Origin of the sequence: Mycobacterium sp. ACS4054 (genome assembly GCF_001667275.1) — a bacterium.
Lineage (GTDB): Bacteria > Actinomycetota > Actinomycetes > Mycobacteriales > Mycobacteriaceae > Mycobacterium.
In genome coordinates, this window is sequence record NZ_LZHV01000003.1 from 72,181 (window position 1) to 85,687 (window position 13,507).

At 68.8% G+C, this 13,507-nt stretch carries 16 protein-coding genes; 7 read left to right on the plus strand and 9 right to left on the minus strand.

Annotated elements, in window-relative coordinates; genetic code table 11:
• Positions 1–250 precede the first annotated feature (250 nt).
• Complete coding sequence (locus A5730_RS00370; RefSeq protein ID WP_067894041.1) at positions 251–1,333, minus strand: AraC family transcriptional regulator; 1,083 nt, start codon at positions 1,331–1,333, stop codon at positions 251–253.
• A 42-nt stretch (positions 1,334–1,375) separates the two neighbouring features.
• Positions 1,376–2,533, minus strand: a complete 1,158-nt coding sequence (locus A5730_RS00375) for a glycosyltransferase (RefSeq protein ID WP_067894043.1) — start codon at positions 2,531–2,533, stop codon at positions 1,376–1,378.
• A 163-nt stretch (positions 2,534–2,696) separates the two neighbouring features.
• Here A5730_RS00375 and A5730_RS00380 point away from each other — a divergent pair, with 163 nt between their 5' ends.
• A complete protein-coding gene (locus A5730_RS00380) occupies positions 2,697–3,566 on the plus strand; it encodes a chemotaxis protein CheB (RefSeq protein WP_082946647.1) in 870 nt (289 codons plus the stop codon).
• A 5-nt stretch (positions 3,567–3,571) separates the two neighbouring features.
• Here the strand turns inward: A5730_RS00380 and A5730_RS00385 are convergent, their stop codons facing one another.
• The 3 genes from A5730_RS00385 to A5730_RS00395 are packed head-to-tail and all read right to left on the minus strand — an operon-like array spanning position 3,572 to position 7,230.
• Positions 3,572–5,413 carry a CheR family methyltransferase gene (locus tag A5730_RS00385; protein ID WP_067894050.1) on the minus strand — a complete coding sequence of 614 codons (1,842 nt, stop codon included), beginning with the start codon at positions 5,411–5,413 and terminating at the stop codon, positions 3,572–3,574.
• A 49-nt stretch (positions 5,414–5,462) separates the two neighbouring features.
• Positions 5,463–6,221, minus strand: coding sequence for an STAS domain-containing protein (locus A5730_RS00390; protein ID WP_067894145.1), 759 nt, complete (start codon positions 6,219–6,221; stop codon positions 5,463–5,465).
• A complete protein-coding gene (locus tag A5730_RS00395; RefSeq protein WP_369829840.1) occupies positions 6,214–7,230 on the minus strand; it encodes a chemotaxis protein CheB in 1,017 nt (338 codons plus the stop codon). The genes A5730_RS00390 and A5730_RS00395 overlap by 8 nt, the downstream gene beginning before the upstream one ends.
• A 138-nt stretch (positions 7,231–7,368) precedes the next feature.
• Here A5730_RS00395 and A5730_RS00400 point away from each other — a divergent pair, with 138 nt between their 5' ends.
• Entirely contained in the window at positions 7,369–7,626 is a 258-nt protein-coding gene (locus tag A5730_RS00400) for a hypothetical protein (RefSeq protein ID WP_055403855.1), read from the plus strand.
• Here the strand turns inward: A5730_RS00400 and A5730_RS00405 are convergent.
• A complete protein-coding gene (locus tag A5730_RS00405) occupies positions 7,620–8,186 on the minus strand; it encodes a nucleotidyltransferase (RefSeq protein WP_067894057.1) in 567 nt (188 codons plus the stop codon). The two genes, A5730_RS00400 and A5730_RS00405, sit on opposite strands and share 7 nt — an antisense overlap.
• Before the next feature lie 121 nt (positions 8,187–8,307).
• Positions 8,308–8,529 (minus strand): hypothetical protein, encoded by a 222-nt coding sequence (locus tag A5730_RS24535; protein WP_156745623.1) that lies wholly within the window; start codon positions 8,527–8,529, stop codon positions 8,308–8,310.
• 29 nt (positions 8,530–8,558) lie between these two features.
• Here A5730_RS24535 and A5730_RS00410 point away from each other — a divergent pair, with 29 nt between their 5' ends.
• From A5730_RS00410 to A5730_RS00420, 3 genes are read left to right on the plus strand one after another with little or no spacing between them, the layout of a single operon-like run.
• Positions 8,559–9,500 carry an acyl-CoA dehydrogenase gene (locus A5730_RS00410; RefSeq protein WP_067894060.1) on the plus strand — a complete coding sequence of 314 codons (942 nt, stop codon included), beginning with the start codon at positions 8,559–8,561 and terminating at the stop codon, positions 9,498–9,500.
• Between the two features lie 7 nt (positions 9,501–9,507).
• Positions 9,508–10,281: a PIG-L deacetylase family protein gene (locus A5730_RS00415; RefSeq protein WP_067894063.1), complete on the plus strand. Its 774-nt coding sequence runs from the start codon at positions 9,508–9,510 to the stop codon at positions 10,279–10,281.
• 50 nt (positions 10,282–10,331) lie between these two features.
• Positions 10,332–11,096 (plus strand): endonuclease/exonuclease/phosphatase family protein, encoded by a 765-nt coding sequence (locus tag A5730_RS00420; RefSeq protein WP_067894066.1) that lies wholly within the window; start codon positions 10,332–10,334, stop codon positions 11,094–11,096.
• Between the two features lie 10 nt (positions 11,097–11,106).
• Here the strand turns inward: A5730_RS00420 and A5730_RS00425 are convergent, their stop codons facing one another.
• Complete coding sequence (locus A5730_RS00425) at positions 11,107–11,403, minus strand: DUF3349 domain-containing protein (protein WP_067894069.1); 297 nt, start codon at positions 11,401–11,403, stop codon at positions 11,107–11,109.
• Positions 11,404–11,563: 160 nt separating this feature from the next.
• On the minus strand, positions 11,564–11,800 hold the full coding sequence (locus tag A5730_RS00430) for a general stress protein CsbD (protein WP_067818442.1): 237 nt from the start codon (positions 11,798–11,800) through the stop codon (positions 11,564–11,566).
• A gap of 163 nt (positions 11,801–11,963) precedes the next feature.
• Here A5730_RS00430 and A5730_RS00435 point away from each other — a divergent pair, with 163 nt between their 5' ends.
• Together A5730_RS00435 and A5730_RS00440 are read left to right on the plus strand one after the other, a co-directional pair.
• Positions 11,964–12,803, plus strand: coding sequence for an SDR family oxidoreductase (locus tag A5730_RS00435; RefSeq protein WP_067894072.1), 840 nt, complete (start codon positions 11,964–11,966; stop codon positions 12,801–12,803).
• A 168-nt stretch (positions 12,804–12,971) separates the two neighbouring features.
• Positions 12,972–13,379 carry an STAS domain-containing protein gene (locus A5730_RS00440; protein ID WP_067894075.1) on the plus strand — a complete coding sequence of 136 codons (408 nt, stop codon included), beginning with the start codon at positions 12,972–12,974 and terminating at the stop codon, positions 13,377–13,379.
• The last annotated feature ends 128 nt before the right edge of the window (positions 13,380–13,507 follow it).

The following is a 13,507-nucleotide window of genomic DNA, read 5'->3' on the forward strand; positions in this document are numbered from 1 at the left end:
CGCCCTTCAGGCTTGAGAGTGCAGGGCGAGCGACGTCGGTGTCCGAATTGGCGCCCGTTGATAACGGCAGCTGGGGACTCAACCTGCCTAGAGCCTACCGGCTGCGGCCGACGCCCGTGCGCCAAAACGGTGTGGCACCGCCCACCGGTGGCCGGAAATACGGCTTCAACCAGGCGGTTTCACTATTATTCCGCGTGCGAAAAATAAGTTTGGCGTGTCGTATGAGCTGCGCCTGAGGGACGTCTCGTTGTTAGGACGGCGGCGTCATGTGCCGGAGGGTGGTGTGCGGGCTCTGGCCGTACGTCTGTCGATAGAGCACCGCGAACCGGCCGGTGTGCGCGAAACCCCAACGCTGGGCGATTTCGGTGACGGTGGTGGTGGACGGGGCCCCGGCGATCAGCTCTTGGTGAGCGCGACCGAGGCGGACGTTGCGAATGTATTCCGTTGGCGTGGTGCCCAATTGACGCCGGAAAAGGTACTGCACCGCCCTGGGTGTGAGGTGCACCGCACCCGCAACGTCGTTGATGCCCACTTCCGAGGCGGCGTGCCGGTGGATGAACGATATGGCGTCCTTGAGCGCCTCCGGCAGCGCGGGCTCGTTGGCCAGGTCCTGCTCGGTGAGGTTGGACGGGTAGCACTCCAGCAGCGCGCCGGCCAGCAGCGGAGCCAGCCCCGCCACGATCAATGGCTGCTGGGCGGTGTCCGGGGCCGCCAACGTCAACGCCACGTAGTCCAGCGCCCGATGCCACGCCCGCACCGCCGAGCGCGAGCGTGGCCGCCAGTCCAGGAAGTGGATCTGCTGGGATAGCGGCGCCCGCCACTCCGCGGCGAACTGCTGCAGCACGTCCGCACCGATGCTCACCACGTCGAACCGCGCCCCGTTGCACTGCAACAGGCACGGCATGTCGTGCGCGACCAGGATGGGAAAGTCAACGGTGGCGGGGGGCCCGCCGGCAACGCTCATCGACCCCGCGCGAGGCTGGATGACGGCGACGGTGTCGGACCCCGGGATCTCGAGCGCGACGCGTCCCTGAATGGTCACGTCGTCGACGGTCAACGAACCCGCTTCGCAGCGCCGATGGGAGACGGCCGAGCGACCCGTCAGGCCGGCGATGCGCCAGCCCGGCTGGTAGGCCTTGGCAAAGAATTGCCGCGCGGCCTGGGCATCGATGGTGCGGAACTGGTCGTACCGGCGCGCCGTGGTCGATCCCCCAGCGCGCCGCAGCGCATCCCCCGAGGGGGACGGCTGGGCGCGCACCAACTCGGGCGGACTGGCCGTCTCGGCGACCAGCCCGGGGCCGGTGTGTTCGGTTGCGCTCGTCACGGTGGTCATAGTTGGCGTCCCCGAGGGGCCTCGCACGCTGTCATCATTCCATCACCGAAGCCCGGACGACTGCAACCGTGCCTGCGCTCCTACCTGCTGATAAACGCCAAGTGCGTCCAGGGCGATGCGGTCCCAGGCATAGCGGGACAGTGCGCGACTGCGACCCGCCGCGCCCATGCTCTGGCACTGAAAGCTCTGCGCGAGGAGGCTTCTCAAGGTAGCGGACAACCCGCCGGGGGCTTGCGGCGACAACACCAGCCCGGTGACGCTGTCCACCACGGCGTCCTTGAGTACGCCGACGCCGAAGGCCACCACCACCACGCCGCTGGCCATCGCCTGCAGCGCCGCCGCCGCCCGCGGTGGCTCTCGGGGCGTGCACGCGACCACGTCGGCGGACCGCACCAGCATCGGCAGCTCATCACCGGCGACGGTGCCGGCGAACCGGACGCGGTCCGCCACCCTCAGCCCGGCGGCCAGGCGTTGCAGCCGAACCCGTGCCCCGTCGTGATCGGAGTTCGTGGGATCGGTTTCGGCAATCACCAACTCGGCGCCAGGGACCCTTGGCAAGGCGTTGATGACGATGTCGAACCCGTTGTGCGGCAGAGGGTTTGGCGCCAGGCAAAGCACACGATGCGGGTGCGTCCGGGCCAGTGCCGGACCATCCGAGGTGTATCGCTCGACGTCGACGCCGCTGGTCAACACCGACACCCTGGCGCGGCTGCGGCGCAACCGGCTCAACGCGTCGACATCGTCGGAGCTCTCGCCCGTCACCCACATCGCGCTGCGCGTCAGCAGCGGTTCGACGCGAAGCCGTTCGGGGTCACGTGGCGCTCCGCGGGGCGCGCGGGTGGCGGCCAGGCCCAGGAAACTCTGGACGGTCGGCACGTCGTGGCGCCGGGCGGCCAGTTGGGCGGCCAAACCACCGAGCCAGCCGTAGGCGTGCACGACGTCGGGCGCGTCGGCTGCCCATTCGCGGGTGAGCGCGGCCGCCCAGTCCCCGATGTACGGCAACACGTCCGAGGGCGACTTCGGCGCGCGGGGGCCAACCGGCACCGACAACGTGCGGTGGGCGCCGGTGGTGTTCACCGGCGAACGTCCCTTGCGCCGGACGAACGCCGTTACCGCATGATCGCGGGACGCGAGCGCCGCGCTGAGTTGCTGTGGGTCGTCAGCGGCGATGTCATCGCCGCTGACGATCGCGATCCTCACTCCGACCCCCTCGAGTCGCTGTTTGCGTAGGGACGTACCCGACCAGCTATCGGCGAAACGGCGGCGACTCGGCGCCTTCGCCGGCGACGCCGCCATTTCGCTTTCCGGATAGGAGCCTTTCTCGGGGCTGTGGCAGCGGCCGGCCATTTGGGAAACTGGAGGCGTGGCGAGCGACACACATCGTCCCGCCGTCGAGCTGGTGGTGCTGCTGGCGTCGGCGGGTGGTTTGAACGCGCTGTCGACGGTTCTGCGTGATCTGCCGGCCGACCTGCCGGCCGCCATCGTCGTGCAGCAACACCTCGGCGACCACGACAGCGTGTTGCCGGCGATCCTTCGCCGCCAGACCGAGCGCGGGGTGGGTTGGGCCCATGACGGCCAGGTTCTCGCCGCGGGGCAGGCCGTCGTCTGCCCGCCCGCGATGGACCTCGAACTCTCTCCCGACGGCCGCTGCCGCCTCACGGAGGACGGCGGGGTGCGGCGCTTCGACGTGTTGCTGCGGTCGGTCGCCAAATCGTATGGACCGCGCAGTGTGGCGGCGGTGCTGTCGGGCTCGGGCCAAGACGGGGCGGCGGGCACCGCGGCGATGAAGCGGGCGGGCGCCATCGTCATCGCCGAGAGCCCGGACACCGCCCTGTACTCGTCGATGCCGCTGGCGGCGGCACGCGCAGGCGCCGACCTGATGTTGCCCGTCGACCAGATCGGCCGGGTGCTGGTCGGCATCGTCGAGGGCGCGCCGTTGCCCGAGCCGCAGCCAGACCAGGGTCGCGGCGCTGTCCCAGGGCCGGTGGTGGAGGTAACCGGCTCGATCCCGATCCCGGTGCAGGACGACATCGTCAACAACGCGGGATGCCGCGCCGAGCTCGCGGGGTTGCGTGCGGCCGAACTCGCCCGTCGGCGCCGCGAGCTATCCGCGGGATCCGGCGCCACCGCCGAAACCGTGGCGACGGCGCGACGCCGGGCCGCGGAATCGCGGCGCCGTGCGCAGTTGGCCCATCAGGCGGCCGAGGAAGCGTCTGCGCGCTGGGGTCACTGAGGCGGCTAGTTCAGCACCTCCATGAGCAGGAGCGCTCCCCCGACCGTCCCCTCGCGGGAACGAAACGACGTGCACGTGACGCGGACCCGGGTCGACCGCCCGCGCCGGTTGACCGCGTCCACCTCGGTCTCACCGACGCTGTCGGCATCCACGAACGCGTTGCCGATGAGCGGACGCACGGCGTCCAGGGGCAGCCCGATGTCCAAGCTGGTGAGCCTGGTGCCGGTCGCCTCGTCGGAGCGCAGGCCCCACAGCTCCTCGCAGCCGCGGTTCCACAGGATCACCGTCATCTCGCGGTCGACCACGACCATGCCCATGCGGACCGAGTCGATCAGGGAATCCAGGAAGTTCTTCGCGTCGTCCAGCTCGACGCTGCGATCCCGCAACATGTCGTTGATGGTGTGCAGTTCGTCGTTGGTGGACTGCAGCTCCTCGTTCATCGTTTCGAGTTCTTCGTTGGTGGATTGCAATTCCTCGTTGGTGGTCTCTAGTTCCTCCACGGTGGACTGCAGTTCCTCGTTGGTGGTCTCGAGTTCCTCGTTGGTGGACTGCAACTCCTCGTATGCCGCCTCCAACTGACGGTTGGTCTGGACCACCTTGTCCAGGAGGGCGGGCGTCGCGCTGACGTCGAAGAACACGATCGACACGCCGAGCAGACCGTTTTCGGCGTCGACGAGCGGGTTGATGTGGATTTCGAACCACACCGTATCCGCGCCCGGCCGTTGCCATTTGACGTCCTGGATGCGCGCCGACCGGCGCTCCACCTTGGCCTGCTCCAGGTAGGCGCGCAGCTCCACCGGGCGGTAGGACACCTCCAGGTCGCGCAGCAGCCGGCCGATGTCGCGGGCCGAGAGCCCGAACAGGGTCTCGGCCTGCTGGTTGATCATTGCGACCGTGTCCTCGCCGGTGATCACGATCTGTGCCACCGGGCTGGCGCGAAAAGCCAAGTCGCGCACCGTGCTCAACCCCGTCAGGTCCACGTTGCGTTCGTAGAATGCGCCGGCGGGGTCGTAGCGCTCGATGCCGGTGTGGCTTCCGACCGCCTTGCGGAAGATTCGGTGCTTGAGGTTCAGCGGGGTGAACCGATCCCCGTGGCTGAGCAGCATCTCGGCGTGCCCGAGGAACAGCGTTCCCTGCGGCGCAAGGGCGAAATGCAGGCGCCCCACCACGTTTCGCTGCGTCTCGGCGTTGAGGTACATCAGGGTGTTGCGGCACACCAGCAGGTCGACCCGCGAGATCGGTGCGTCCTTGACCAAGTCGTTGCGCCCGAAGATCACCGCGCGGCGCAGATCCTTCTGAAAGACGTAGCGGCCGTTGACTTGCTCGAAATAGCGTGTCAACAGGTCGCTCGGCACCGACTCGACAGCCTTGGCGTCATAGGACGCCGCGCGCGCCTCGGACAGCGCGTCCTCGTCGATGTCGGTGGCGTAGATCTTGACCCGCTGCCGGAACGCCTCGGGACCCAGGTTCTCGGCCAGCAGCATGGCCAGCGTGTAGGCCTCCTCCCCGGAGGCACATCCCGCGCTCCACACCCGGATCGGATCGCCGGGACCCCGCTCGGCGAGCATCCGGGGGATGACCTCGGAGCCGACGTATTCCCACGCCTCCGGGTCGCGGAAGAAGGCGGTGACGTTGATGAGGATGGTGTTGAAGAGCGCGGCGAATTCGTCGGAACTGGCCTGCAGGAAGTCGAGGTATTCCTCGAAAGAGCTGAAGCCCGCCTGGTCCATTCGGTGACGGACGCGCCGCATCAGGGATGTGCGCTTGTAGCCGGTGAAGTCGAAGCCGCGGGAATCGCGCATGTAGCGCAGCAGTGCCTCGAAGGCCTCGTCGGTCGTGCCGTCCATTCAGGTCCCATCAGGCGTGGTCGAAGGACTTGAACACTACTCGCGGTGGTCAGAATTCATTCTCGCGACCGACCAATGCCCACACCGTTTTGCCGGTCGAGGTGGGGGTGCTGCCCCACGCCCGACACAGCGCGGAGACGATGGCCAGGCCGGAGACGATCTCGGCGCCGCGATCGGCATCCTCGTGGCGGCCCGGCAGGCGGAAATTGCCATCCTCGACCGCGATGGTGACGGCGTCGCGGTGGCTCTCCACCCGCAACACCGGCGCGCTGTCGGTGTGATCGAGGACGTTTTCGATGAACACGGTGGCGACCGTGGAGGCGACAGGAATGACCTCGCGGCAGTCCCATTCGGTCAGCCAATCGGTGACCACCGCACGGGCGAGACCGAGGCTGGCGTGCGAGCGCGGAAGCTCGGTTCGCGCTCGGCGCCTCAGCTGTAACGATCGGCTGCGGGCGGCTTCCAGCGCCGCATCTAGGACAGGATAGATGGGCACGTACCGGCCCATGCCACCCGCGATTATGGCGCACCGGGCCTCCGCATCCGCGCAGACGAGCAGGATCGGGACGTCGGGCCAGATGCTGACGTGCCAGCGAGCGCTGGTGAAGACCGTCAAGGCCGACGGCGTCGGCACTTCAAGCCGGTCGACGTCGACGATCACCGCGCGGGGCTCGTCGAGGGCCGCCTTGATCACGGTGTCGCGGACGCTGCGGTATGTGGAGCTGTCCAGCACCCCGTCCACCGCCAGGATTGTCACGTCCCGTTGCGCTTCGGTGTCAATGCGAACCTCCGACCGTTGGTCAGCCACCGGGTTCACCGCCGTGCGCGGCGTTGGCCGACAACCGGTCACTGAGGACCGCCAACGCCCGTTCGGTCTCCTCGGCCAGTTCGGTGTAACGCCGCTCGAGCGGGCCAAGGCCCGCCTTGTCCGCTAGTTCCCGCGCCAACCGCGCCTTCTCTTGCAGGCTTCGCACGGCGACCCAGAGTGCGCCCTCGACCTCGACGTCCCGCGCGCTGAGCAGGGCATCGGCCGTCCACGCATGGCCCACCTGGCAGCGGTAGTTGCCCTCGCTGACCGAAACCAAGGAGCCGTTGCAGTCCGGGCAGATGTAGCCCGACGGCGCGCCCAACTCCTCGGTGTCGAAATTTGTCGAGAATCGCGACGCCATGGCGATGCGATTCTCCAGTTCCATTGCGGCGTCGCGTTCCATCTCCGGATCCTCTAGCTCGCGGTGCGACAGTTCTTTGAGGAGGGCGCCGATTTCGGCGGCCGGAGCCTGGCGATCCAGCACGCCGGCCTCACGCGCGTTCATCGGCATCGCGGGGAACAGCGCGTCCTCCGGCGCCTGGCCGATCGTGGTGCCGCCCCGCGCGCGAATCGCTGCCAGCCCGAGCACCCCGTCGTCGAGCACGCCCGAGAGCAGGACACCGATCGCCCGCGGCCCGTAGGCCAGCGCGACCGAGCGGAACAGCGCGTTGATCGCGGGCCGGTGCCCGTTCTCGGTCGGCCCCTGGGACAGCACCACGTGGTGGTCGTCGACCAGCAAGTGGCGGTCCGGACGGGCGACGTAAATGCGCGCCGGTTCGAGCTCGGCACCGTGTTCGGCCGCGACGGCAGGCAGCGGGCCGCTCCGGTTCAGGATGCGGGCCAGGATGCTTGGCGCACCGGCCGGGACGTGCAGGGTGACCAGGTAGGCGTAGGGCACGTCCGGCGACAATCCCGCCGCCAGCTTTGAAAGTGCCTCGACCCCGCCCGCCGAGGCCCCGATCGCCACCACGCCGCGCAGATCGCCATTTTCGCTAGATGCTGTGATCACCACTCCTCGACTACCCGCCTCAATCGTAAGTAACCCGCTCGTGCGGGGATAGGCGTGGCGTCATGGGTTCTGATGGGTTTTCACCGTGGCCCGGGCGGGCACCCTGACCATTACGTCTTGCGGACAGGAGGATGGACCATGCCGAATTCGTCGATCAAGAATGAAAAGCTGTACAAGGACCTGCGCAAGCAGGGCGACTCCAAGGAGAAGGCGGCCCGGATCTCCAACGCGGCCGCAGCGCGGGGTAAGTCTTCGGTCGCGCGCAAGGGCGGCAAGTCCGGTTCGTATCAGGACTGGACCGTCCCCCAGCTGAGGAAGCGCGCGAAAGAGCTTGGCATGTCCGGGTATTCGAGCCTGACCAAGGACAAACTGGTAGCCAAGCTGCGCAATCACTGAGCCGTGAGGCCGAGCCGATCGGCCAACACCAGAAAGGCGACCGCGTAGTCGTTGTCCGCGGTGCACGCCCTGACCCGCTCCCAGTCCAGCCGCTCGCGCACCGCGCGCACCGCCGGCAACAGCTTGGCGAAGTCGCAGTAATGCTCGTGCAGGGCGCGCAGTTGCTGGATGAGCACCATCGTGGGCGGCAGCACCGGCATCCTGATCGCCAGCACGTCCTGCTGCTCGGCGCAGTCCAGCGTGGTCGATTCCACCCGAACCCCGTTGAGGCGGTGCAGCACGTCGACGACCGTATCGCCGGCCCGCACCTTGAAGAGCCAGTCCTCCGGGGGCCGCTCCACGGCGAAGCCGGCACCGCTCAGGGTGGCCACCGCGTCGTCCACGTCGGACTCGGCCACCACCAGATCCACGTCGTGGGTGGGTTCCGGCGCGCCGTAGGCCCACAGCGCGTAGCTGCCGGCCAACGCGAACCGGGGGCCGTTTTCCTTTAGCGCAGAGGCCGCGCCGCGCAGCGCTTCCCGCAGCGCCGCGCTGGGTGCGGGGGGCTCGATGGGTGCCATGGTCCCTACGTCATACCCCGCTGGCGACGAGCTACAACCTGCGCGGATGGGTCGCCGACGGTGCTAAGCCTGTTTAACTTGCGGCCAATTGGGAAATTCTGTCGTGGTGTTAACCGCTTGGTTAAGCGCCGATGATGCCGCCGCCGCAGTGATCCCAGCCCGCGTCGGGCGGGTGCAACTGGCGGCCGGCCTTCGCGCGCCAACCCCTGGCGAGGACGCCGCCCCGGCCGACCGCTTCGAGGTCGCCGGCCACCGCGTCCACCGCAATACCGAACTCCCACTCCTCGCGTCGGCACGAACCCAGGCTCGGGCGCCACACGGGTTCGCTTTCCGCCTCAGGCACCTGAGGAGATCGGCGGCGGGTGATTGCGCGTGACGGCGGGACTGGTCAGGCATTGGCTCGAGTCGGGACGGCTCGAGCTGCCATTACCCGCTTCGGGGCGCACCGCCGAACGCTGGCAGCGCCTGGCGTCGCTCGCCGAGGAGAACATCGTGGCGGCCAGGGTCGCCGAAGCCCACGTCGATGCCGTCGCCATCCTCCACGAACTGGGCGGTAAACCCCCGGAATCCGGTCAGCTGTGGGCGGTTTGGGCCACCGAATCCCCGGACGCGGTGCTCACCGCCACCGACACCGAGGGAACGTTCACCCTCACGGGCACCAAGGTGTGGTGCTCGGGCGCCGGGTTCTGCACCCACGCCCTGGTGACCGCCCGGCTCGAAGACGGATCACGGGGCCTGTTCGCCGTGCAGGTCACGGACGCAACCGTCAAGCCGTTGCCGAGCACCTGGTGGAACGCCGGCATGGCCGGCAGCGACACGAGGCCAGTGCAATTCACCAATACCCACGCCGTCGCCGTGGGGGATCCCGGCGACTACGTGGACCGACCGGGGTTCTGGCATGGCGCTATCGGCGTGGCCGCCTGTTGGCTCGGCGGTGCGCGCCGGGTTGCGGATCCGCTATACCGTTGCGCCGGAAGCCAATCCGCCGATGCCTACTCGTTGGCGCACCTCGGCGCCGTCGATGCCGCGCTGGCCGCCGGCGACGCGATCCTGGCCGCCGCCGCGGCGCAGGTCGACTCGGACCCGTTCGACCGGAGCGGAACCGCCCAGCTGCTGGCCCGTCGCGTCCGCACGGTGGTGGAACACGCGGTCGACGAGGCCATCACCCGCACCGGCCGGGCGCTGGGACCGGGCCCGCTGTGTCAGGACGGGCGGCACGCCCAGCGCGTCGCCGATCTGAGCATCTACATCCGGCAAAGCCACGCCGAGCGCGATCTCGCCGAGCTCGGGCAGCTGGCGGGCAGCAACCGCTGAGGCCGTCATGAGAACCGCGCCGACCAGCAACAGCGCCCGGTTCGCGGCCAAGCCGCTCACCCACGGCGGCACCCCAGCACCGTTGTGGCTGGCGGCTTTTGAGCGCGGCCCCCTGCCGGAACTGGACCTGACGAGGTGTCGGAGCCTGATTGTCGTGGCGCCCCACCCGCACGACGAGACCCTCGGTGTGGGCGCGATGATCGCTCAACTGGTCGCGTCGGGCGTCGACGTGCGGGTGGTGTCGGTGAGCGACGGCGGCGCCGCCCAGCCCGGGGCGACCCTGTCCGGCCGCATTCGGCTTTCCACGACCCGCCGGTACGAACTTCGCAGGGCCGCAAGCCTTTTAGGGGTGGCGCCGCCGGTGCGGCTCGGGTTGCCCGACGGCGAGCTGGGTAAGCACCAGGACCGCCTCACCGCGGCGCTGGTGGACATTCTGCGAACCGCCGGCCCCAACGCCTGGTGCGCCGCCCCCTGGCGCCGCGACGGGCATCGCGACTACGAAGCCGTGGGCCGCGCGGCGGCGGCGGCCTGCTCGCGCACCGGCGTCGCACTGCTCGAATATCCGGTCTGGATGTGGCACTGGGCCACCCCCGCCGACCCCGCGGTACCGTGGGAGCGCGCCCACCGAGTCTCGGCGCCCGGCTGGGCCGTCAATCGCAAACGCCAAGCCGCGCAATGCTATCGGAGTCAATTGCGGCCCGGGCGCGGCGAAACGCCGCCCATTTTGCCGCCGTTCGTCCTGCAACGACTGCTCGCGGTGGGCGAGGTGGTCTTCCGCTGACCACGCCCCGGCACGACTGCACGAGCCGGAAAGTGGGTAGGAGAACCCCTATGCGTGTGGCGACCTTCAACATCCTGCACGGCCGCACCGTCGGTGACGGGGTGGAATTGCAGCGGCTGCGCGACTGCGTGCGCCGGCTCGATGCCGATGTGCTCAGCCTCCAAGAGGTCGACCGTGACCAGCCGCGGTCCGATCGCGCCGACCTGACCGCGGTCGCGGCCGAAGCCATGGGAGCCGTGGAATACCGGTTCGTGGCGGCCATCTCCGGAACACCCGGGGCGACGTGGATGGCCGCCACGGGGCGTGAGCAGCCCGGGACCACGGCCTACGGAATCGCGTTGCTGTCGCGATACCCGGTGGCCAGCTGGCAGGTGGTGCGGCTGCCCCGCATTCCCATGCGCTTTCCCATGTATCTGCCGGGCCCGAACCGGGTGATGGTCGTCGACGAGGAGCCGAGGGCGGCGGTCATCGCGCAACTGCACACCCCGATGGGCGGGCTCACGGTGGCCAACACGCACTTGTCCTTCGTGCCCGGCTGGAATCGGCGCCAGTTGCGCAGGCTGGTGCACGACCTGCGCGGCTTTCCGGGCCCGCGGCTGCTGACCGGGGACCTCAACATGACCCCCAAGGCGGTGCGCCGCTGGTCGGGCATGCGGGCGTTGGCCAACGCCGCCACCTTTCCCGCGCACGCGCCGGACCGGCAACTGGATCACATCCTGACCGACGACCGCCGCCTGCGCGGCAGCGCCGTCGACGCCGAACCGATGGGAATTTCCGACCATCGACCGCTGGTCGTCGACCTCGAACACGCGTGATCGGGTCCGATCAGCCGTACTGGTGGCCCGCCCGCCCCAGCGCTTTTACCCGGCGCTGGACACGCTCGATCTCGTCCACCGAGGGCAGCTGGTCGGTGAACCGGGTGATTTCCACCCCGACGTCGACGTTGGTGATCGAACGGGGCTTGGGCGCAAGCAATTTCCGCGCGATGGTGGTGATCTCGTCGTCGGACACCCGGCGCGGGAGCAGCGCCAGGAGCGGCGAGTAGCCCAGGGCGGGCGCGCCGCTCGGGCGGCCCGCGCGCAGAAACGCCACAATGCTCGAGACCCGGTCGCTCAAGCTCATCTTCCACCTCGCTCGTCCGCCACCCGCTGCGCCGCAGCCGACGGTCCTAGCCGGGGATAGCCGGGCGTGGCGGTTTGAAACCTGCCCGCCGTGGAGAAGAAAACGTCGAGACGGAAACGGGGCCCGGCCCCGAGCGGGACCGGACCCCTTCACCAACTAGCTACTGGTTTTCCTTCTGGCGCTGTTCGGCGGCCTCGGCGCCGGCCCGCGCGGACTCGGCTTCGGCCTCCTTTTTGCCCGCGTCACGCTGAGCGTCGGCCTTGTCCTGCTGGGCCTGACCCTCCTCGACCATGTCGTCGCGGCCGAGCACCGTTCCGCCGGCCTCCTTGACCTTGCCCTTCACGCCCTCGACGGCGCCCTTGACGGCTTCCTGCGGTCCGCTCTTGTCATCCCCCATGGGTCGACCTCCCTGTTGGTTACTTCTCAGTTGGTCCCTACGGCGTTCCCGTCGGTCGACCCGTCAAACGGGAACGTGCGGGCGATCACGGACGGGATCGCGGCGGAATCGGAACGTTTGAAGCGGAATTCGGTGGGTAGTAATCAGCGACCAACGAAAGCGGGTGAGGCTGCTGACCACCATCGCCGTCATCGGAGCGACCGGCACCGCCGGCGCCGGCGTCGTCGCCCGGCTCAGGGCCCGGGACGTCGCGGTCGTGGAGGTGTCCCGCGCGCACGGGATCGACCTGCTGAGCGGAGAGGGCCTGTACCGGGCGTTCAAGGGGGTCGATGTGGCGATCGACGTGTCCAATCCAGTGGCGGACGACGGGCAGCCCACCAATCCGCAGGCGTTCACCACCGCCTCGCACAATCTCATGGGTGTGTGCGCCGCACGGGAGGTTCAGCGCCTGGTGGTGTCGACGATGGCGGGCATCGACGACCCGGTGTTCGACGGGGTCCCGTTCTTCGAAGCCAAGCGGGCGGCCAAGGAGATCCTGCTCGACGGCCCGGTCCCGACCACCGTGGTGAAGTCGACCACGTGGTACGAGTCCGCCACCGGCCCCGCGGGGCCGGTGACTTGTGACGGGGACGAGGTGATCGTCGAAGACTGGCTGATTCAACCCATCGCCGCCGACACCGTGGCCGACGTGATCGTCGAGACGGCCCTGGGACAGACGCCCACGCCGCGCACCATCACCGGCCCGAACACAATTCGGCTGCCCGAGTTGACCACCAAAGTGCTTGCCCAGCAAGGCGATAGCCGGCCGGTGCGCGCCGTGCAGCCAGCGGTTGGCGCACTTGCCACGGGGGCGCTGCTGGCCCCCGATCGCGCGATCGTGCTGGGTCCCGACCTCGATACCTGGCTGCGCACCCAGGCGCCGGCGGCCACGGACGGCCACGCGAGCGACGGCCGCGACAACGCGGCCGGGTCGCTGCACAGGCCGGATTTCTCCCGGGTCTGAGTGGGCGCACGAAGCCAAGAAACGAAGAGTTTTGCCGGCGACAGCCATTTCCTCCCGCGTAGCGGGCCCGGGGGTTAAGTTCAGCTCAGGTTGAATCCACAGCTGCCCTCTATCGAGCGGCCCTGGGCAACTGGTCGCTCACTCACCACAAACCCGACGGGCGATCAGATGACCTCTCAACCCTTCCGAGCCGAGGAACGGCTCGACTGCTACGAAATCGATTGCGCCGGAGCGCAACTGCACGTACAGCCGCACGGGCTGGCCACCGTCTTGCGCGTCGAGGGAGAGATCGACGCGTCCAACTCCGATCTGGTCGCACAGGCGGCCCGCCGCTTAGTGCGACTGCGGGTCCCGCTGATCCTGGATGTCACCCGCGTGGACTACCTCGGCAGCGCCGGCCTTCGGGCGCTGCTCCTCGTCGACGACGAGTGCCGGCTCGCTCGCCTGCACTGCAGCGTCGTCGGGGGTGAGGCGCTGCACCGATTGACCCGACTGGTCACCGGCCTCAGCTTGCCGTTGGTCGATTCGGTTGCCGAGGCGCTTCGGCTGATCCAGGGAGCCCTTCGCCCGCGCTGAAGGTCCGTTTGGGAACCCACGGCGGGTCACGATTTCGTCACGATCATGATCACGAATCCTTAAGGATTGCATCCCTTTCCTTAAGGATTCTCAAAAACGGCCAGCGGGAATTGATCGTTGGCTTAGTG